Source organism: Hymenobacter cheonanensis (assembly GCF_030581075.1).
Lineage (GTDB): Bacteria > Bacteroidota > Bacteroidia > Cytophagales > Hymenobacteraceae > Hymenobacter.
Map to the genome: position 1 here is coordinate 243,974 of NZ_JAUQSW010000003.1, position 18,069 is coordinate 262,042.

Sequence of the window (18,069 nt, forward strand, 5' to 3'; positions counted from 1 at the left end):
CAGAGATAAACGCGTTAGGGCTGCGATACCAGCGCGGGCGCCACGGCATCGCAGGTGAGGTTGATGCGCACGCTCACCGACTTGGCAATGTGCTCGCGCACGAGCAGCGGAATGTCGATGGAGAAATCGGCCGGGGCCACGTTGAAGTAGGCAAATACCACCAGCTGGCCATCGCGCAGCTGCAAAGTGCCCGTCACGATGGCTTTGTGCGTAACGCCGTGAATCGTGAGGTTGCCCTCGGCCTCCACCGTTTGGGTGGCAGTGGGCAGCTGTTTCAACACTTGCGCCGCATTAAGCACCTGGCCGGTGAAAGTGGCCTTCGGAAATTTGTCCGACTCCATGTAGTTCTCGTTGAAGTGCTCCTGCATAAGGGTGCGCTTGAACTGAAACTCGTGGATGGGCACCGAAAAGGCAATCTGGCCCGTGGCCAGGTCAAATACGGCCGCCACCTTGTCGTTGCGGGCCTCAATATCCTCCATAATGGAGGCCGAGAAAAAGGAAATGTGGCCGGCCCGGGTCATGTATTTTCCCTGTGCCCAGGCCCGGCTAGGGGTACCCAACCCCAGTAGCATGGCCACCAGCACACTCACCCGCCCCACGCGTAGTAGTAGTTTATGCATAAGCCAAGCGGACCGGGAGGTAGAAGCCAGGGCGTGCCAGTACGCACGCATTAGTTGTTGAGCGCGCCCGCATCAATCCAGGCTTTGATAAGGGCGATTTCGCAGGCGCTGGGGCCGTGCACGCCGTCGTAGGGCATGGGCTTGAAGCCCGGCTGGCTCAGCATGTTGCCCATCATCCAGCTCTGGCCGTTCTGCCCGTTGGCGGGTGTCGACCAGTACTTTACCTCGTTGAAGTTCTCCATGTTGAAGACCCCCAGCGCCAGCGTTTGGTAGTGCTGCGAGTCGTGGCAGCGGTAGCAGTCGTCCTGCAGAATGGGCAGCACGTGCGTTTTGTACGAAATCGCGGCGGGTAGCGAAGGGCAGGCCGGCTCCGGAATGGTTTCGTGCGTATAAGAGCAGGCGCCCAATAGCGCCAAGCCCGACAAAATGACCCCTAGCCCCCAGCGGTTGGGTAGCAGTGTAGATACTTTCACAGAACGTAGAGAGTTGATAATAAGCGGAGGATTTTTGCTGGAAAATTACGACGAAAAACGCTAGTAAATCAAGGAGTTGACCGTTAATAATGGGCGGATTATAATCATGCTTAATATGGTAAAAATGATATTGTAAGCTGGTATCCGATGAGCGGGCTGGCCCCACGGCTGCCCGCCTGGCAGCTGCTCGCGGCTTTGGGGCAGGGCCAACCTACGTTAGCAGTCAAAGCTAGGATTGAGCGCGGATGAAAATTAGTGATTTTCGTTGACCGGGCCATTTTGCTGGCTGAATGCTTGGCTGCCCGCTATGAGGCAGTTGCCGCCAGGCCAGGCCCTGCGTGGCGGGTGCCGGTGGCGCATAAAAAAAGCCCGGCCGCCAGGGCCGGGCTTTCTAAAAGCACCGCTGATGAGGCGGGGTATTACACCGTGGCCGTGCTCAGCTTAGGAGAGTCGCCGGGCAGGCCGGTTACGTCTTCGCCAGCCGCTTTGCGCTCGCGCTCCTCCTTCTTCCCGTAGGTGTCAAGGATGATGGGCGTGGCAATGAACAGCGATGAGTACGTGCCGAAGATGATGCCGATAATCATGGCAAACGAGAACGAGCGCAGCGTTTCGCCGCCGAAGATGTAGAGCACGAGCACTACCAGGAACACGGTGGTGAACGTAATCATGGTGCGCGAGAACGTCGAGTTCAGGGCTGGGTTTACCACCTGGGCGAAGGTCAGCTTGGGGTTTTCGCGCAGGTACTCGCGCACCCGGTCGTAGATAACCACGGTGTCGTTCATCGAGAAGCCGATGATGGAGAGCACGGCGGCCACGAAAATCTGGTCCATCTCATACTTCAGGCCGAAGGCGGCGGCGATGGGGTAGGAGGCGATAACGAGCAGCGCATCGTGGAATAGCGCGATAACGGCGGCCATCGAGTACTGCCACTTCTCGAAGCGGAAGAGCACGTAGACGAAGATGCCGAGCAGCGTGAGGGCTAGCGACAGGAAGGAGGTGCGCTTGATGTCGTCAGCGATGGTAGCGCCTACTTTAGAAGTCGACTGAATAACCGGCGCGTCGGCCTTGTACTTGCTCAGGCCCTGGTTGAGGGCGTCGGCTACGGTTTTGTCGGCGGTCTGGCTCTCATCCTCAGCCAGGTAGCTGGTGGTGATGCGCAGGCGGTCGGGGCTGCCGTACTGCTTTACTTCGAGGCCCGTGCCTTTGAAGGTGGGCTCCAGGGTGGTACGCACATCGGAAGGCACCATCTGCTTGTTGAAGTCAACTACGTAGGAGCGGCCGCCCTTGAAGTCGACGCCCAGGTTGGGGCCGCCCTGCAGGTACATCAGCACGAAGCCCGTGACGATAACGATGGTCGAGAAGGCGTAGGCGATTTTGCGCTTGCCCACGATGTCGAAATTCACGTTCTTGAACAGGTTGCGCGAGATGGAAGTCGAGAACGTCATGGCGCTCGTCGTCTTGCCCTTAATCAGCGCCTCGATGATGAGGCGCGACACGTACACGGCCGACAGGAACGAGGTGAGCACGCCGATGCCGAGCGTTACGGCGAAGCTCTGCACCGGGCCCGTGCCAAAGAAGCCCAGGATGATGGCGATGAGCATCGTGGTCACGTTCGAGTCGAAGATGGCCGAGAAGGCGCGCGAGTAGCCGGCGTTCACGGCATCGTGCAGCGAGTGGCCGTGGTCCAGCTCTTCGCGGATACGCTCGAAAATCAGCACGTTGGCATCAACCGATGAGGCGATTACCAGAATCAGGCCGGCGATGCCGGGCAGCGTGAGGGCGGTGCCAAACGGGGCTAGCACGCCCAGAATCAGGAACATGTTGAAGAGCAGGGCCGCATCGGCTACGAGGCCGGCGCGGCCGTAGTACAAGGCCATGAACACCATGATGATAACCAGGCCGGCCAGCGACGAGTACAAACCTTGGTTGATGGCTTCCTTGCCGAGCGAGGGGCCTACTACGGCTTCTTCCACGATGCGGGTAGGAGCGGGGAGTTTACCGGCTTTCAGCACCTGGGCCAGGTCTTGGGCTTCGTCGATGGTGAAGTTGCCCGAAATACTGGTGTTGCCACCCGTGATTTCGCTCTGCACCACGGGGTCCGAATACACCACGTCGTCGAGCACCACGGCCACTTGCTTGCCGATATTGGCGCCGGTCATCTTGCCCCACTTGCGGGCGCCGGTGGGGTTCATGCTCATGCTCACCTCGGGGCGGCCGGTCTGGTCGTAGTCCTGGCGGGCGTCGCTCACTACCTCGCCGCTGATGGGCGCGGCAATGGTGCCGGTGCGGTCTTTCTTCACCGCCACCAGGCGCAGAAACTGCTGGCCGTTAAACTCTACCGGCTTGTTGGTGTAGAGCAGGGCCATATTGTTGGGCAGCACGCTGCGGGCTTCGTCGGTGCGTAGTAGCGTATTCATGCGGGCAGTATCGCGCAGGTTCACGCCCAGCGCGCCGGGCATGGTGAGCAGGCTGGCCAGCACGCCGCCTTTTGGGTTGGCAGTAGCCGCCGAGTCGGTTTTAGCTTTGGCGGCCGGGGCCTTCTTAGCCAGCTGGGCGGCTAGCGAAGTCGTGTCGCCTTTGGCGCCACCAGCGGCAGCAATGGTCGAATCGGCCTTGGCTACGGCAGCGGCCGGGCCGGTCGCTTTCTGCTTGGCAGTCAGGATTTGGTCGAGCTGACCGAGGTAGGGAACTACCTCGTTCTGAGCCCACACTTCGTAAAATTCGAGCTTGGCCTGGCCTTGCAGCAGCTTGCGCACGCGGTCGGGGTTATCCACGCCGGGCAGCTCTACCTGAATGCGGCCGGTACCCTTCACGCGCTGAATGTTGGGCTGATTTACGCCAAACTTATCCACGCGCTTGCGCAGAATGTCAAACGAGCGGCCGATGGCGTCTTCCTCTTCTTTGTCAATGGCAGCTAGCACGCGGGCGTCGGTGCTGTTGAGGTCAATTTTGCGGTCTTTGTTAACCGAGTTGGCGAAGATGCGGCTCAGCGGCACGCCGGGCGCCGTTTCCTTATAGGCCTGGTAAAACAGCGTGGTGAAGGCCGTGCCCGAGTTGGTTTTCTGGCGCTCTTGGGCCAGCTCGATAGCCTTGTTGAAGGCCGGGTCCTTCGAGTTGCCCGACATGGCCCGCACAATCTCCACCGGCGATACTTCCAGCGTCACGTGCATGCCGCCCTTCAGGTCGAGGCCGAGGCCTAGCTGGCTTTCGCGCACATCGCGGTACGTAAGCGAGCCCAGCACGGGCGCCCGCCACACCGAGTCGAGGTAGTGCTGGCGCTGCAGCTCATTCACCTGGCCATTGTGGGTGGCGTAGGCCACCGCCTTGTCCTGCACCCCGTTCGAGACATACGTCAGGAACAAGTGGTAGCCACAGATAATGGCCACCACCACAGTGAGGGTAATAATAAATCCTTTGTAACGCATTGCGTAGTAGTATGAGTTATGAAGTAAAAGTTAAGAGTTACTGAGGTGAGCTATAAGTTAATGTGCAGCGAGGGCCGAACCCAACTCACCGCTTCTAACTCCTCGCTCTTAGCTACCACTAGGGTGCCTGCGGCGACAATGCCGCGCCCAGCAGCCGCTGGCGGCACAGCTGCGCCACGAAGGCGCTCGACCCATTTGCTTGTGCCGCTACCAGGGCGCGGCGCACCAGGTGCGGCGCCCAAGCGGCGCGCCACGTAGCCGGTAGCCACCCTAGCGCAAAGGCCGGGGCCACGTAGCTACCCAGCGGCGAGGCCGCTTCCAGCAATACTTTTTGCTTGATAACGGTGGCGCGCGGGGTTGCGCTCACCTGCGGGCGGGCCGGGCTAGCCGGGCGCAACAAGCTCACTGTCCGGCCATTCAGGCCCAGCAATAGCAGTACCGGCAGGGCCACCAAGGCCACGCGTAGTAACTGTTTGAACTGGGAAAGGGAATAGCGCATACCTCGGGCAGAGCTACAAATATAACCCAGACTAACAGTTAGCCCCAAGCAAGGCCTAGCTGCTACCACTCGCGCAGCTCATCAAACGCGTACTGCGCGCCGCTCCAAAACTCATCCAAGGCAATGAGGCGTGGCTTGAAAAAGGAAATAAGCGCCGGCCAGTCGTCGCGGTTGAAGAGGTTGGCGGGGGCTAGCTCCTTATAAATGCGGCTCAGTGGCTGGCCGTGCTCGTTCAGGGCATCGGCTTCCCAGGTCCACTCTTCGCTCAGAGTTTCGTGCAGCAGCGTTTTGAGGGTCAGAAACTGCTCGAAAAACAGCTCGCGCACGCCCGCATCGGGCTGCGTAAGCTCGATGGCGATGCTGGCGCGGCGGTTATCAGCGTGCAATTTGAATTGGACGCCCTTCACGCCCGTTTTGTAATTGACCCAGCTCACGGGCCAGCCGTCAAACGAGCGCACCGGGGCCATGTACTGGCCAAAGGCAGTCCAGAACGCCTGGCGCAGCTGCGAGGCTTCGGCTTTGCTATACATAAGCAGTTATGCTAAGCGAGGCGGCTCTGGCTAGGCGCTCTCCGCCACCTTGCTACGCAAATAACCGATGAGTACGGCTAGCCCGTTTTCAAAATGCCGGTTGTTCGGAATGATGATATCCGCGTCAGCCTTAAAGGGTTGAATATATTTTTCGTAGGTTGGCGCCACGTGGTTGGTATAGCGGTAGAGGACATCCTGCAGGTCGTAGCCGCGCTCGTCGCGGTCGCGCACTATGCGGCGGTGCAGCTTCACGTGCTCCTGGGCATCGATATACACCTTGAGGTCGAGCAGCTTAGCAATTTCCTCGAAGTAGAACACGAAAATGCCCTCCACCACCACAATGGGCGCGGGCCGAAACACCAGCTCGGCGGGCACCACGTTGGGGTTATTGAAGGTGTATTCGGTGCGGCGCACCTCCTGGCCGCTGCGCAGCAGGCGCACATCGGCAGCGTAGGCGGCTGAGTCGATACTGGAGGGCAGGTCGAAATTTTCGACGCCCTGCTCATCGCGAAACTGCTGGTCGCGGGGGTGGTAGTAGTTGTCCTGCGAAATCAAACAGATGTCGCGTTCGGGAAAAGCGGCCAGCAAGCGGCGCAAAAACGTGGTTTTGCCCGATGCGCTGCCGCCCGTGATACCAACGAGGTAGGGATGCTGCATAACGGGGGGCAAAGGTAGGCGCTGGGCCTAATGAAGGATTGGGAGGGCACACTGAGCAGGTGCCCTGGCCGCCCTTTCTCAGCCTTCCACGCCCAGTTCAGCCACCAAAAACGCCACTAGCCCCGCCACGGCCCGCGCCCGGTGGCTAAGCATATTTTTTTCGATGAGCGTCATCTCGGCAAACGTGCGGCCGTCGCCCTCGCTGGGCACAAACACCGGGTCGTAGCCAAAGCCGCCGCGGCCAATGGGCGCGGCCGCAATGACGCCCTGCACCTCGCCGCTGAACTCGTGCGCCTCCTGGGCGCTGCGCACCAGCGAGATAACCGTGCGAAAGCGCGCCTGGCGGTGGGGCTGGGTGGCTAGCTCGTGCAGCAGCTTGGCCACGTTGTCGGCGGCCTCGCGCTGGGGGCCGGCGTAGCGGGCCGAGTACACGCCGGGCTCGCCACCCAAGGCGTCTACTTCCAGCCCGGTGTCGTCGGCAAAGCAGGCCACGCCGTAGTGGTCCCACACATATTGCGCTTTTTGGCGGGCGTTGCCCTCCAGCGTGGGCTGGGTTTCGGGCAGTTCTTCGTGGCAGCCAATGTCGGCTAGGCTCAGCAGCTGCACCGCGGCCGGCAGCAGGGGCCTGATTTCATCGAGCTTGTGGGCATTGTTGGAGGCGAAGCACAGGCGCATGGCAGTGGGGGAGGAAGTGGCAAGGCGCTAGCCCTGAATTTTTGGCGAAATAACGGCGAGCGCGCTTTTCGCCTGGACTAAGCCGCTCCCAAGCTACTGCCTGCCAAGCGTAAACAGCCAGGTAGCGAGCCGATATCTTGGTGCAGCGGGTTGACTTTGTCGTAGCTAATGCGTACTTTTGCAGTCCCTTCCGCAAAACCGGCAGGGTTTAACAGGTAAATAGGCCCTCCCGATATGAAAAAGGACACGCACCCCGAGTACCGCCAGGTAGTTTTCCAAGACACCTCGTCGGACTTCAAATTTATTACCCGCTCCACGATGACCTCGGCCGAGACGATTCAGTGGGAAGACGGCAACACCTACCCGGTGATTAAAATCGAAGTAAGCTCTGCTTCGCACCCCTTCTACACGGGTAAAAACATGTTCATCGACACCGCCGGCCGCGTGGAGAAATTCCGCAGCCGCTACGCCAACAAGGTGCAGAGCAGCGCGGGCAAAGAATAGCTTCTGGCGGCTTGCCGCTAGCTTGTGAAAGCTCCTTCCGATTACCTCGGAAGGAGCTTTTTTTGTGCGGCCACCCGGCTGGCTACCGTAATTTTGTTTTCCCGCTACCCGCCGGCTAATTACCAGCCAGCCGTAGCCAACTGTTTCCTGCCATGCACCTTCTGCTGTTCGACGACCCGGCCATTCGGCCGCACCTGCTGCCGCTCACCTTCACGCGGCCGGTGGCGGCGCTGCGCTGCGGCATCCTCACTATTGCCGAGAAGTGGGAGCGCCGGCTAGCCCCTGCGTCGGTGGGCTACCTCACGCAGCCTTATTTGCAGGCCAAGTTTCCGGCCGGTAACGTGGCTGGTGCGGCCCTGGTCGTGAACGGCGCCGTGTGCCCCGACGACCTGCTGGCCCGCCAGGTGCTGGCCCTGCGGCCCGGCCAGGGCCTCTACTGCGGCGAAACGCTGGTAGCCGCCCACCTCGCCGACGCCTCCAAGGTAGCCGAGCTGATTCAGGACGGCCTGGAAGTGCGCCAGTCGCCCGAGGATGTGTCGGTAATTGAGCGGCCCTGGCACCTGTTTCTGCGCAATGGCGCGGAGATTCGCCAGGATTTTGCGCTGCTCACGGCCGGGCGCACCTCGCAGCCGGTAGGCGATGCGCATACCATTGTGTACGGCGCCGAAAATATCTTTATTGAAGAAGGGGTAAAAATCCGCGCCGCCATTCTCAATGCCGAAGACGGCCCCATTTACCTGGGCAAAAACTCGCAGGTGCACGAGGGCGCCATCATCAAAGGGCCGCTAGCCCTGTGCGAGGGCAGCCACGTGAACGCCGGCGCCAAGCTGCGCGGCGACAACACCATTGGTCCGTTTTCGAAAGTAGGCGGCGAGGTGGGCAATAGCATTTTGCTGGGCTACAGCAACAAAGGCCACGACGGCTACCTCGGCAACTCGGTTATCGGCGAGTGGTGCAACCTGGGCGCCGACACCAACACCAGCAACCTCAAGAACAACTACGCCCCGGTAAAAGTGTGGAGCCACGCCGCCAAGCGCTTTGTGGATACCGGCCAGACTTTCTGCGGCCTGCTCATGGGCGACCACGCCAAGGCGGGCATCAACACCATGTTCAACACCGGCACGGTGGTGGGCGTGGGGGCTAATATCTTCGGCGCGGGCTTCCCGCGCACCTTCATCCCGAGCTTCAGCTGGGGCGGCGCCGCGGGCTTTGAGACCTTCAAACTCAACAAGTTTGCTGAGGTGGCCGAGCGCGTGATGAGCCGGCGCGGGCTAGCCTATGATGCGGTGGAGCAAGGCGTTATTGCGGAGGTTTTCAAGCAGACGGAGGAAGATAGGGTTTGGGAGAAGACCAAAGTAGTATGACCTTCGCCGATATCCCCAACCAAGCTGCCCTCAAAGAAGTACTGCGCCAGTCGGTGCAGCGCGGGCACGTAGCGCACGCCCAGCTGTTTCGCGGGGCCGAAGGCTCGGCGGCGCTGCCGCTAGCCCTGGCCTACGCCCAATACCTCAACTGCGAGGGCCGCGCCGACGACGCACCCGATAGCTGCGGCCACTGCCCCGCCTGCCTGAAAATCAGTAAGCTGGCGCACCCCGACCTCAACTTTATCCTGCCCACTACCACCACCAAGGCGGTGCCCAAGGATGCCACCAGCGGCCGGTTTATGGCCGAGTGGCGCACCTTCCTGGCCGAAAGCCCCTACCAGGGCTTCAACGACTGGATGCAGCACATTGGGGCCGAAAACAAGCAGGGCAGCATCTCGAAGGAAGAAGCCGGGCAGTTGCTCAAGCTCGTCAGCCTCAAGGCGTTCGAGGCGCGGTTTAAGCTCGTTATCATCTGGCTACCCGAGCTGATGCACCCGGCTGCGGCCAACGCCGTGCTCAAGCTGCTGGAGGAGCCGCCGCCCACCACGGTGTTTTTGCTCGTGAGCAATGAGCCCGAGCGGCTGCTGCCCACCATCTTGAGCCGGGTGCAGCCGGTGGCCGTGCGGCCGTTTTCGGAAGATGACATTGCCACCTACCTGCGCACGCACTACCACGTGCCCGAAGTGAAAGCCCGCCAGGTGGCGCAGCTGGCCGAGGGCAACCTGGGCGCCGCCATCGCCAGCCGCGAGCAGAGCGCCGACCACGACTACGCCGAGTTTTTCATCAAGTGGATGCGTAAGTGCTTTACCTTGAAAATGAGTGATGTGTTGGCCCTAGCCGATGAGTTTCAGAAGATGGGCCGCGAAAACCAGAAGGAGCAGCTCAGCTTTTCGCTAGGCCTGCTGCGCAAGGTGCTGCTCTTCGGCATCGACCCGCAGATGGTGCCGCACCTGCCCAGCGGCGAGCAGCAGTTTGTGCAGGGTTTCAGCAAGTTCGTAACCGCCCGCAACGCCGACCAGCTTACCGAGGAGCTGAACACGGCCCACTACCACATCGAGCGCAACGCCAACCCGCGCATGGTTTTCGTCGATACCTCGCTGCGCATGGGCCAGCAGCTGCGCCAAGCCTAGTAGCACGAAGCAGAAGCTTCGCGCTGCTTCTACCTTTGCCCGATGCGCCACTGCCTGTATTCGTTTTTGCTAGCCCTCAGCCTGGCGGCCAGCCAGCCGGCAGCGGCGCAGGTGGGCATATCGGCCCCCGACCCGGCCCAGAACACCGGCATCAACCAGGGCCGGTTTATTGGCGTGGTGGTGGGCACGGCGGCCGTTTACGCGCTGACTTCCTACTTCTTAGGAAAAACGTGGTACACCAAGCGCGTGCCGTTTCACACCTTCAACGACAACGGCGAGTGGCTGCAAATGGACAAGGTGGGCCACGCCACCACGGCCTACGCCATCAGCCGGGGCGAGTACGAGCTGTTTCGCTGGAGCGGGGTTAACGAGCGCGCCTCGGTGCTCACAGGCGGGCTCATTGCGCTGCTTTACCAGACCACCATCGAGCTGTTCGATGGCCGCTCCGAAGGCTGGGGCTTCTCGAAGGGCGACATGGCAGCCAACTTCACCGGCATTGGCTTGTTTGTGGGGCAGCAGTACGGGTTTGGGGAGCAGAAAATGGGCCTGCGCTACGGCTGGCGCCAGAGCATATACCCACAGTATCGCCCCAATCTGTTGGGCAAAACCGTTGGCAACCAAATGTTGAAGGATTACAATGGGCAGCAGTACTGGCTGTCGCTCAACCTGGCCTCGGTGCTGCCGGTGGGGCCGTCGTTTCCGCGCTGGCTCAACCTCGACTTGGGCTACAGCGGCAGCGGCATGACCGGCGGCCACGCCAACCCGCCCTACTTCGACGCCGAAGGCAAAGAGGTGAAATTCACCCGCTACCGCCAGTTTTACCTCTCGCCCGATATCACGCTAGCCCGCCTGCCGGGCCTCAACGGCACTACCGCGCAGCCGCTGGTGAGCGCCGGGCAATTCTTTAAAATTCCGGCACCCTCCCTCGAATTCAATCGTTTGAATGGCGTGCGCTTTCACCCGCTGCTGTTGCCGAAAGATTAAGCGCCGAGCTTCTACTTACTTATGTCTGAACCTGTTATCCGCCTCGCCACCCGTGCCTCACGCCTTGCGCTGTGGCAAACCGAGCACGTAGCCAGCCTGCTCAACCAGGCCGGGCTAGCCACCGAAATCGTGCCCATGCAAACCGTGGGCGACCAGGTGCTCGACCGCTCGCTGGCCAAAATCGGGGCCAAGGGTGTGTTTACCGAAGAGCTGGAAGAAAGCCTGCGCCGGGGTGAAACACACCTGGCCATTCATTCGGCCAAGGATGTGCAAAGTACCATTCCGCCCGACCTGGAGTTGCTGGCTTTTCTGGAGCGCGAGCGGGTTAATGATGTAGTTATCAGCTTTCAGGAAGATTTTGACATCAGTCGGTCCGGAATTTTGCTGGGTACCAGCAGTACCCGGCGCAAGGCCTTGCTGCGGCGCTTTTACCCCCTGGCCAACACGGCCGAGGCGCGTGGCAACCTCCAAACCCGCGTGCGCAAGCTCGAAGAAGGCCAGTACGATGCCCTGGTGCTGGCCTACGCGGGCGTGCACCGCATGGGCTACGACCACCTCATCCGGCACCAACTGCCCGCCGACCGCTTTGTGCCGCCCGTAGGCCAGGGCAGCATCGCGGTCGAAAGCTCGCGCTTCCTGGATAAAGCGTTGAAAGAGAAGATAAGATACGCCCTCGACCACGCCGATACGCACCGCTGCCTGCTGGCCGAGCGCGCTTTTTTGCGCACCATGGAGGGCGGCTGCAGCATCCCGTCGTTCGCGCTGGCTAGCCTCACCCCGGCCGGCGACATCCACCTGCACGGCGGCCTCATCAGCCTCAGCGGCGAAGAATACGTGGACTTCACCCAGACGGCCCCGGCCGCGCAGGCCGAAGGCCTGGGCATGGCCGTGGCCGAGCACGTGCTGGGGCACGGGGGCGCCGCCATTCTGGCCAGTATCCGCGAGCACCGCGGCGACCAATAGGGACTTACCTGGGCTAGCCGCGCTATTTTTAGGGTTGTTTGAGTTGTCATACTTGCTTTGCCAGAAGACTATGAGCTGGAATATTTGCCTGAGCCGGGTGGTGGCTGTGGTGCTAGGCCTCATGCTAAGCCTCACGGCCTTCGCGGCCAAAATGCCCCGCAGCAGCAAGAAGGATGAGGTAGTGACTATTAGTACCAGCTTAGGCGAGATAAAGCTTATCTTATTCACCGACACGCCTTTGCACCGGGCTAATTTTCTGAAAAAGGCGGCGAGCGGCTTCTACAACGGTACCACTTTTCACCGGGTCATCCCCAACTTTATGGTGCAGGGTGGCGACCCCAACTCCAAGGACAGTGACCCCGCCAACGATGGCCAGGGCCCGCCCAACGAGCCGACCATTCCGGCCGAGCTGGTCGCCGGCCACCGCCACGACTACGGGGCCGTGGCCGCCGCCCGCCAGGCCGACTTCATGAACCCGCAGCGGGCTAGCAGCGCCAGCCAGTTTTACCTGGTAGGCAACCACCAGGGCGCGCACTTTCTGGATGGCCAGTACACAGTATTTGGGCAGGTTATTCAGGGCCAGGAGGTTATTGATAAAATAGCCGCGCTGCCCCGCGATGGCCGCGACCGCCCCACCACGGACCTGCGGATGACGATGCGCGTAGAGAAAGTCAAGAAAAAGAAAATCAGCCAGTTGTATGGCTACAATTACTAAGGCGCTATGAAAATTCTCCTCACTGGTTCGAATGGCCTGCTGGGGCAGAAGCTCGTGGCGCTCCTGCACCAGGCCCCCGGCGTGGAGCTGGTGGCTACGGCGCGCGGTGCCAATCGGCTAGCCACCAGCTACCCAACTCTGCACTTCGTGCCGCTCGATGTAACCGATTTAGCGCAGGTGCAGCAGGTACTGGCCCGGCAGCGGCCCACCCACGTTATCCACACGGCGGCCATGACGCAAGTAGATGACTGTGAGCTGAATCAGGCCGATTGCTGGACCCAGAACGTAACGGCCGTGGCCCACCTGGCGGCCACCTGCGCGCAGCTCGATGTGCACCTCACGCACCTCAGCACCGATTTTATCTTCAACGGCACCGAAGCTTTGCTGAGTGAAGAAGCCCTGCCCGACCCCATCAGCCACTACGGGGCTAGCAAGCTGGCCGCCGAGCAGGTGGTGCAAAGCACGGTGGGCCTGCGTTGGGCCATCGCCCGCACGGTGCTGGTGTACGGCACCACCCTGGCCGGCGGCCGCAGCAACCTCGTGCTGTGGGTGTATAATTCGCTGCGTAACCAGCAAGCCATCAAGGTAGTGAGTGACCAGTGGCGCACGCCTACCCTCGCCGAAGACCTGGCGCAAGGCTGCTGGCTGCTGGCCCGGCAGTCGGCGCAGGGTATCTTTCACCTCAGCGGGCGCGAGCTGCTTACGCCTTACCAAATGGCCCAGCAGGTAGCTGCCGCTTTTCAGCTCGATGCTACTTTGGTGAAGCAGGTTGATAGCCAAACGTTTACGCAGGCCGCCCGCCGTCCGCCCCGCACGGGTTTTCGTATTGCCAAGGCCGAGCGCGAGCTAGGCTACCGGCCACATTCCTTTACCGAAGGCCTGGCTCTGGTGCAGCGTCAGCTAGCCCAGGTAAGGCAGTAATGCCATTATGCAAAAAGCCCGCTGGCAGGGCCAGCGGGCTTTTTTTGCTATAAGCCTTCCGCTTCTAAAATACTTGGTCACCTATAAATGGACACTAATAAAGGAAATAAGAGCCGCTGGGGTAAACAGCTTTTGTAGAGTGTAGTAGGAGTTATCGATATGAATTTCTGGTACTTGTATGGGCTTGGGAGTGCAGACAAGGCGCATTCAGGCCTGTTCGGGCCATTCGCCAATGAGTAAGCCACCGATTAGAAGGGCAGTGTGCTGGCGCAAGGCCATCTCGCCTAATGCACGCGGCACGATGCGGCCATCCAAGGTGGTGAAGTCACGCTCAGCCGACGAGGCCGCATACTCAGCTGGCAAAGGGCTGGGGTATGCAAGCGGCTGCCGGGCTATGAAAGAGCTTTTCATAATAGCTAGGAAAAACAGTAGCAGATAAAAAGGATATGGCGTAGTGGGGTGAACGTAGATTCTGTTACAAGATTACGGGGCGACTTGAGCCTGCAAAAGGACAAATGACCTGTTTTTGTGACATTGAAGTTTTTGCGTTTTTGTAGGAAAAAAGACTAATTGATACTTTGAAAAAGCATATTTTTGAAAGAAATAAAATTATTTTTAAAGTCAGAATTTTGATAATGAGCATTATAGGAGGTACGTCATTTTTTGTGAAAAATTCAATGCATCTAAATTTGTGACAATTGCGGCCTGAAATGTGCGCTTTAAGACTTAAAAATCCGGGCTTTTAGCCACAGATTTTGCCAGTTTCTGCAGCGCGAGCAGGGTGCAAAGCAGCGCCAGCCCGGGGGCGGCAGCTACCCACCAGGCTGCCGGGTCTTGGCGCACCGTTGCCAGAAGGCTACCCCAGCTCACAACCTCAGGCCCCTGGCCAATGCCGATAAAGGCCAGGGCGCTTTCGAGGCTAATCAGCCCGGCCAGGCTTAGGGGGGTATAAGCCAGCAGCGGGCGGCAGGCATGGGGCAGGGCGTGGCGCCACCAGATGCGGCTCATGGGCAGCCCGCTGGCCCGCGCTGCCTCTATAAAAGGCTGAACGCGCACTTGCAGCATCTGGCCGCGCACGAGGCGCGCCGTGCCGGGCCAGGCCAGCACCGCCAGCAGGGCCAGCAGCTGCAGCTGCGTAAGCGGCGGCCCCGCTGCCAGGGCCACCAGCAAAACGAGCCGGGGCACGGCCCCGAGCAAGGTGGTTGCCCCTAGCACCAGCGCATCCAGCGGGAGTGCAAAGGCGTAGTTGCGCAAGGCAGGCGCCAGGGGCGGCCACGTAGCCGCTATTGCGAGCAAAGCAGTAGCTATCAATAGGATAGATGCTATGGCGTGCCCCGGCAGCGCCAGCGCCCACCAGGCAATGCCCAGGGCCCCGGTGGCGGCAGCCAGCGGCAGGCGCAGGCGCTGATTGCCCCAGTAGCCGGCCGCCCCACCCGCCACTGCGCCAGCGGCCGTAGCCAGCAGCACCGCCGGCAGGCTGAGGAGCAATAGCCGCTGGGCCCCGGCCACCAGGCCCGCCAGCACATCGCGCCCCAAGGGGTCGGTGCCGAGGTAATGGGCTGGGCCGATAGGCGACCAGCTAGGCGGGGCCGATACCTGCAAGAGGTCGGGAGTGGCGGCGGAGTAGGGCAGGGGAAGCCAAGGCGCCACCACTCCCACCGCGCTCACCAGCAGCAGCCAGGCCAAGGCTAGCCCCCCCAGCGGCTGCCTGCCAAAAAAAGGCCGAAAGTATCTCATGCAGAGGGCCGGAGGCGCGGGTCCGCCAAAAAGTAGAGGATATCGGTCAGCACCAGCCCTAGCAGGCGGGCCGCCGCACTCAGTAGCACGGCGGCTACTACCACCGGGTAATCGTGGGCAGCGGCTGCCTCGGCGAGCAGGCGCCCGCTGCCCGGCAGGCCAAATAATACCTCGACCACCACCGTGCCCGCCACCAGGGTGGGCAGCAGGTCGGCAAGGGTAGTAAGCAGGGGCAGCAGGGCATTGGGCAGCGCGTGGCGGCGCAGTACCTGCGCCGCCGTAAGCCCCTTGGCGCGGGCCGTAGTGGCATAGCCGGCCCGCACTTCATGGCGCAGCATGGCCACCAGCGGCAGCGTTAGCTCGGGCAGCACGGCTAGCACCAGGCTCAGCAGGGGCAGCACCGAGCGGGCTAGCCAGTAGCCGGCCAGGGTGGGGCCGCTGGCATTTGCAGGAGGCTGGCCACTGCCCGGCAGAATGTTTAAAAAATCGGGGTTGGCAAATAGCAGCAGCAGGCTGAGGGCCAGCAGAAAGAGCGGCATCACCTGCCAGCCCGCCAGCAGGCCGAGCAGGAGCCGCCGCAGCCTGCCCCCCGGGGCCTGGGCCAGGTATAGCCCCAGGCCCAGCGCCAGCCCAACAGCCACTACCGCCGCACTGCCCGCCAGCGGCAGGCTAAATGCCACGGCCTGCCACAGCATAGCGCCCACGGCCTGCCCATCGCGGTAAGAGTACCCCAGATTGCCATGCAGCAGGGCCATCACCCAGCGGTGGTACTGGTTAGCTGCGCCGTGCCATTGCCACCGCACCGGCGGGCCCGCCTCGCGCGTGACATAAAAAACGGGCATATCAAGCCCCAGCCGGTGGCGCACAACCTGCTGGGCGGCCTGCCGGGTGGCGGCCGAGCGCGCGCCCGCCGCTGGGCGGCTCAGGTCGGAAGAGTCGCCCAGGGCTAGCTGCTCGGGGCCGCCCCCCAGAAGCCGGCTACTGATAAAAACCAGCGAGGCAATCAGCCAGGCGGCTGCCACTGCCCGCCCCAGCCGGGCCAGGAGCCAGCGCATCATGGCTAGGGCCGGCCCGCCGGCGCGGGGGGCGTAGTGGGCCACGAAAGCGCCATGGCCGCGTAGCCCGGCTTGATGCCCGAAGCCACTACGTGCTGCAGCCGGCGACTGGCCGCCAGGCGATAGGGCAGAAAAAACAGGGGCATTATCGGCATTTCGTCGCGCAGCATCACCTGAAAGCGGCGGAGCAGCCGCCGCTTCCGGCCCAGGTTGCCTTCGGTCGAGATGGCCGTGAGCAGCCGGTCGGTATCGGCACGGCCAAAGCGCGGGAAATTACCCGTGCCGATGGCATCGGTATGCAGAATGGGCGCGAAGTTGACGCCAAACGGCGTGCCTTTTACCAGGCGGATATACAAGTCAAAATCGCCCGATTCGAGGCAGGTAGTCACCACTGAGTTTTCCGATGGCAGCAGCGTTATGGCAATGCCTAGCTGCGCGGCGGCCGCGCGCAGCTGCAGCCCCACAGTGGCAAAAGTGGTTTCTTCGGCCCGGTAGCGCACGGTTAGAGCCAGCGGCGCGCCGCCGGGCTGCCGCCACTGGCCGTCGGCGCCGCGCTGCCAGCCCGCCTGGCGCAGCAAAGCCCCGGCCTGGGCAGGGGCGTAGGTCGGCAGCGGCAGGCTGTCGTTGTAAAAGGGGCTGCCGGGGGCTAGCAGGCCCACCGTGCGGCTGCCCTGGCCAAGCTGCGTTGCGGCCATAAGCCCGGCGGGGTCGAGTAAGCGGCTCAGCGCCTGGCGGGTGCGCTTGTCGCGCAGGGCCGGCCGCTGTGTGTTAAACCCCACCGACAGGATATCATACGACGGGGTGGTGTAGAACACAAAATCCTGCTGGGCGGTAGCGGAAGCTTGCAGCTGCCGAAAAATACGGGCCGGCACCTGCGGATAAATATCCAGCTCGTGCCGCCGCAACGCCAGGGCCGCCGCCGCGTCATCCGGCAAAATAGAATATACCAGCTCGCGGGGGTGCGCCTGCAGCACAAACGGCGTGGGCTGCACCTTATCGCCCCACCACTGTTTTTTGCGCTGAAAGCGCAGCTGGCGATTGGTTTCCCAGGCCGCCAAGCGGTAGGCGCCGCAGCCCGGAATATTGTTGGGGTGGCGGGCCGCATTGGCCTGCTGGTAGCGCCGCACCAGTGCGGCTACCGCGGGCGCGGGCGGGCGGCCGGCCGGCCAGTCTTGCAGCGTGGCCAGCGAAAAGCTTCGTAGCGTATGGCCGGGGTCGAGGCTAGCCTCGGGCAGCACCGAAAAATCACCCGAAGTGGTAAGAATTTCCTGCCCCTGGCTGCGGCACAGCAGCGAAAAGCGCCGCGGATTGGCCGGGTCGATGCGCACCTGGCGAATAAAGCCAAACTGCGCCCGGCTGTTTTCGTTGGGCAGCCCCGGGCACTGCATCAGCTTGAGGGTGAAATCAACGTCGGTGGCCAGTACGGGCTGGCCGGAATCCCAGGCAGCTACTGCGCGCAGCTCATAATCGAGCAGGGCCAGCGAATCGCCGAGCCAGTGCGCGCGCGGCAAAGCCTGGGCTAGCGCAGGGGCGTAGGCATTGCGCTGATAATCAATCTGTAGAAGCGCTAAATGAAGTAAATTATTGGCATCAACGGCATTTTGGTTAGGAAGGGCTAGCGGGTCGAGCGTCTCGGGGTCACGGGCCCAGCGCGTGCGAACCGAAGCAAAACCTTCAGGAGCAGGAGTCGTCGAACAAGCGCTAGTTAATAGCGCAAGCAGGCTACCAAGCCAAAAATATCTCATCTACTGACGACAGCAAAAAATGTCGTCGGCAAGTTAGGCAAGCACCAGCTATTGTTATTGCTGGCAGTCGGG

17 protein-coding genes are annotated in these 18,069 nt (G+C 61.6%); 7 read left to right on the plus strand and 10 right to left on the minus strand.

Features of this window, described 5'->3' with window-relative positions; translation table 11 throughout:
- Positions 1-14 precede the first annotated feature (14 nt).
- The 7 genes from Q5H89_RS07450 to rdgB all read right to left on the minus strand — a co-directional run bounded on the left by Q5H89_RS07450 (position 15) and on the right by rdgB (position 6,879).
- Positions 15-620, minus strand: coding sequence for a YceI family protein (locus tag Q5H89_RS07450; RefSeq protein WP_305018658.1), 606 nt, complete (start codon positions 618-620; stop codon positions 15-17).
- 50 nt (positions 621-670) lie between these two features.
- Positions 671-1,093: a hypothetical protein gene (locus tag Q5H89_RS07455; RefSeq protein WP_305018659.1), complete on the minus strand. Its 423-nt coding sequence runs from the start codon at positions 1,091-1,093 to the stop codon at positions 671-673.
- A 419-nt stretch (positions 1,094-1,512) separates the two neighbouring features.
- Positions 1,513-4,518, minus strand: coding sequence for a protein translocase subunit SecDF (secDF, locus tag Q5H89_RS07460; protein ID WP_305018660.1), 3,006 nt, complete (start codon positions 4,516-4,518; stop codon positions 1,513-1,515).
- Between the two features lie 118 nt (positions 4,519-4,636).
- Entirely contained in the window at positions 4,637-5,017 is a 381-nt protein-coding gene (locus Q5H89_RS07465; RefSeq protein ID WP_305018661.1) for a hypothetical protein, read from the minus strand.
- A gap of 62 nt (positions 5,018-5,079) precedes the next feature.
- Positions 5,080-5,547, minus strand: a complete 468-nt coding sequence (locus tag Q5H89_RS07470; protein WP_305018662.1) for a DUF4268 domain-containing protein — start codon at positions 5,545-5,547, stop codon at positions 5,080-5,082.
- A gap of 30 nt (positions 5,548-5,577) precedes the next feature.
- Complete coding sequence (locus Q5H89_RS07475) at positions 5,578-6,204, minus strand: uridine kinase family protein (RefSeq protein WP_305018663.1); 627 nt, start codon at positions 6,202-6,204, stop codon at positions 5,578-5,580.
- Between the two features lie 78 nt (positions 6,205-6,282).
- Positions 6,283-6,879: an RdgB/HAM1 family non-canonical purine NTP pyrophosphatase gene (rdgB, locus tag Q5H89_RS07480; protein ID WP_305018664.1), complete on the minus strand. Its 597-nt coding sequence runs from the start codon at positions 6,877-6,879 to the stop codon at positions 6,283-6,285.
- Positions 6,880-7,113: 234 nt separating this feature from the next.
- Between rdgB and Q5H89_RS07485 the strand changes: the two genes are divergently transcribed.
- The 7 genes from Q5H89_RS07485 to Q5H89_RS07515 all read left to right on the plus strand — a co-directional run bounded on the left by Q5H89_RS07485 (position 7,114) and on the right by Q5H89_RS07515 (position 13,460).
- Positions 7,114-7,383 carry a type B 50S ribosomal protein L31 gene (locus Q5H89_RS07485; RefSeq protein WP_305018665.1) on the plus strand — a complete coding sequence of 90 codons (270 nt, stop codon included), beginning with the start codon at positions 7,114-7,116 and terminating at the stop codon, positions 7,381-7,383.
- Positions 7,384-7,535: 152 nt separating this feature from the next.
- Complete coding sequence (locus Q5H89_RS07490; protein WP_305018666.1) at positions 7,536-8,747, plus strand: GlmU family protein; 1,212 nt, start codon at positions 7,536-7,538, stop codon at positions 8,745-8,747.
- Positions 8,744-9,877 (plus strand): DNA polymerase III subunit, encoded by a 1,134-nt coding sequence (locus Q5H89_RS07495; protein WP_305018667.1) that lies wholly within the window; start codon positions 8,744-8,746, stop codon positions 9,875-9,877. The genes Q5H89_RS07490 and Q5H89_RS07495 overlap by 4 nt, the downstream gene beginning before the upstream one ends.
- Before the next feature lie 42 nt (positions 9,878-9,919).
- Positions 9,920-10,861: a DUF2279 domain-containing protein gene (locus tag Q5H89_RS07500; RefSeq protein ID WP_305018668.1), complete on the plus strand. Its 942-nt coding sequence runs from the start codon at positions 9,920-9,922 to the stop codon at positions 10,859-10,861.
- A 21-nt stretch (positions 10,862-10,882) separates the two neighbouring features.
- The gene (hemC, locus tag Q5H89_RS07505; protein WP_305018669.1) at positions 10,883-11,824 is read left to right on the plus strand and encodes a hydroxymethylbilane synthase; all 942 of its coding nucleotides are present in this window, start codon (positions 10,883-10,885) and stop codon (positions 11,822-11,824) included.
- A gap of 70 nt (positions 11,825-11,894) precedes the next feature.
- Positions 11,895-12,539, plus strand: coding sequence for a peptidylprolyl isomerase (locus Q5H89_RS07510; RefSeq protein ID WP_305018670.1), 645 nt, complete (start codon positions 11,895-11,897; stop codon positions 12,537-12,539).
- Between the two features lie 6 nt (positions 12,540-12,545).
- Complete coding sequence (locus Q5H89_RS07515) at positions 12,546-13,460, plus strand: SDR family oxidoreductase (RefSeq protein WP_305018671.1); 915 nt, start codon at positions 12,546-12,548, stop codon at positions 13,458-13,460.
- A 726-nt stretch (positions 13,461-14,186) separates the two neighbouring features.
- Here the strand turns inward: Q5H89_RS07515 and Q5H89_RS07520 are convergent.
- The 3 genes from Q5H89_RS07520 to Q5H89_RS07530 are packed head-to-tail and all read right to left on the minus strand — an operon-like array spanning position 14,187 to position 17,763.
- Positions 14,187-15,197 (minus strand): ABC transporter permease, encoded by a 1,011-nt coding sequence (locus Q5H89_RS07520; protein ID WP_305018672.1) that lies wholly within the window; start codon positions 15,195-15,197, stop codon positions 14,187-14,189.
- Positions 15,194-16,255, minus strand: a complete 1,062-nt coding sequence (locus Q5H89_RS07525) for an ABC transporter permease subunit (protein WP_305018673.1) — start codon at positions 16,253-16,255, stop codon at positions 15,194-15,196. Before Q5H89_RS07525 ends, Q5H89_RS07520 begins: the two co-directional genes overlap by 4 nt.
- Positions 16,256-16,257: 2 nt before the next feature.
- On the minus strand, positions 16,258-17,763 hold the full coding sequence (locus Q5H89_RS07530) for an ABC transporter substrate-binding protein (protein WP_305018674.1): 1,506 nt from the start codon (positions 17,761-17,763) through the stop codon (positions 16,258-16,260).
- Between the last annotated feature and the right edge of the window lie 306 nt (positions 17,764-18,069).

Excerpts from the sequence above, each read along its gene's own strand:
- Q5H89_RS07525 (WP_305018673.1), bottom strand. The coding sequence starts at position 16,255 with ATGATGCGCTGGCTCCTGGCCCGGCTGGGGCGGGCAGTGGCAGCCGCC.
- Q5H89_RS07510 (WP_305018670.1), top strand. The coding sequence starts at position 11,895 with ATGAGCTGGAATATTTGCCTGAGCCGGGTGGTGGCTGTGGTGCTAGGC.
- Q5H89_RS07490 (WP_305018666.1), top strand. The coding sequence starts at position 7,536 with ATGCACCTTCTGCTGTTCGACGACCCGGCCATTCGGCCGCACCTGCTG.
- Q5H89_RS07495 (WP_305018667.1), top strand. The coding sequence starts at position 8,744 with ATGACCTTCGCCGATATCCCCAACCAAGCTGCCCTCAAAGAAGTACTG.
- Q5H89_RS07470 (WP_305018662.1), bottom strand. The coding sequence starts at position 5,547 with ATGTATAGCAAAGCCGAAGCCTCGCAGCTGCGCCAGGCGTTCTGGACT.
- rdgB (WP_305018664.1), bottom strand. The coding sequence starts at position 6,879 with ATGCGCCTGTGCTTCGCCTCCAACAATGCCCACAAGCTCGATGAAATC.
- Q5H89_RS07475 (WP_305018663.1), bottom strand. The coding sequence starts at position 6,204 with ATGCAGCATCCCTACCTCGTTGGTATCACGGGCGGCAGCGCATCGGGC.
- hemC (WP_305018669.1), top strand. The coding sequence starts at position 10,883 with ATGTCTGAACCTGTTATCCGCCTCGCCACCCGTGCCTCACGCCTTGCG.
- Q5H89_RS07485 (WP_305018665.1), top strand. The coding sequence starts at position 7,114 with ATGAAAAAGGACACGCACCCCGAGTACCGCCAGGTAGTTTTCCAAGAC.
- Q5H89_RS07520 (WP_305018672.1), bottom strand. The coding sequence starts at position 15,197 with ATGAGATACTTTCGGCCTTTTTTTGGCAGGCAGCCGCTGGGGGGGCTA.
- Q5H89_RS07515 (WP_305018671.1), top strand. The coding sequence starts at position 12,546 with ATGAAAATTCTCCTCACTGGTTCGAATGGCCTGCTGGGGCAGAAGCTC.
- Q5H89_RS07465 (WP_305018661.1), bottom strand. The coding sequence starts at position 5,017 with ATGCGCTATTCCCTTTCCCAGTTCAAACAGTTACTACGCGTGGCCTTG.
- Q5H89_RS07500 (WP_305018668.1), top strand. The coding sequence starts at position 9,920 with ATGCGCCACTGCCTGTATTCGTTTTTGCTAGCCCTCAGCCTGGCGGCC.
- Q5H89_RS07450 (WP_305018658.1), bottom strand. The coding sequence starts at position 620 with ATGCATAAACTACTACTACGCGTGGGGCGGGTGAGTGTGCTGGTGGCC.
- secDF (WP_305018660.1), bottom strand. The coding sequence starts at position 4,518 with ATGCGTTACAAAGGATTTATTATTACCCTCACTGTGGTGGTGGCCATT.